Genomic DNA, 690 nt, shown 5'->3' with positions numbered 1-690 from the left:
CACAGGGATGATGGGATGAACACCTCTTGTTGAGATCGGCGTCAAAGCGCCACTATTAGATGTGCGAAATCAATAGGTCAACAACAAGAGGTGTTCAGATGAACGTTACCCTAATCGGAATCGACTTGGCAAAAACTGTCTTTCAGGTTTGTGGTGTGAACCGAAGCGGCAACCCGGCGTTCAATCATCAAGTGCGCAGGAATAGGCTGATTGAGAAGTTGCTGCAGTATCCGGAAGCGACGATTGCCATGGAGGCCTGCAGTGGTTCGAACTACTGGGGTCGGGAGCTAAAGAAGCTGGGCTTTGAGGTGTTATTGATTCCGCCCCAGCATGTGAAGCCGTTTGTGAAGGGCAACAAGAACGATCGGAACGATGCCTTTGCGATTACAGAAGCTGCCCGGCGACCAAGGATGCGGTTTGTGGAACCGAGATCGCTGGAGCAAACAGACATACTGGTGCTGCATAAGCTGATCAATCGGAAGGTCCAGGCCCGGACCGCGTTGATCAATCAGATCCGGGGCTTTCTGAACGAGTACGGCGTCATCGTTGCGCCAGGCAAGGAACGATTGCTCAAGGCGTTACCAGAGTTGCTGGAGGACGCGGAGAACCCACTGACCTGTGCTGCCAGAGAGGCCTTACAGAGTCTGTTGGAAGAGTGGAGAGAGGCCAATCGCCAGATACAGATGCATG

1 protein-coding gene is annotated in these 690 nt (G+C 53.0%); it reads left to right on the top strand.

What is annotated here, in order from left to right; genetic code table 11:
* Positions 1 to 98 precede the first annotated feature (98 nt).
* The coding region (locus Q668_RS16345; protein ID WP_022990706.1) for an IS110 family transposase at positions 99 to 690 on the top strand (592 nt) is incomplete at its 3' end.

The sequence above is a fragment of the Marinobacter sp. ES-1 genome, assembly GCF_000475255.1.
Classification (GTDB): domain Bacteria; phylum Pseudomonadota; class Gammaproteobacteria; order Pseudomonadales; family Oleiphilaceae; genus Marinobacter; species Marinobacter vinifirmus.
Note: the sequence above shows the minus strand (reverse complement) of the source record. Positions and strands in the feature narration are given on the sequence as shown.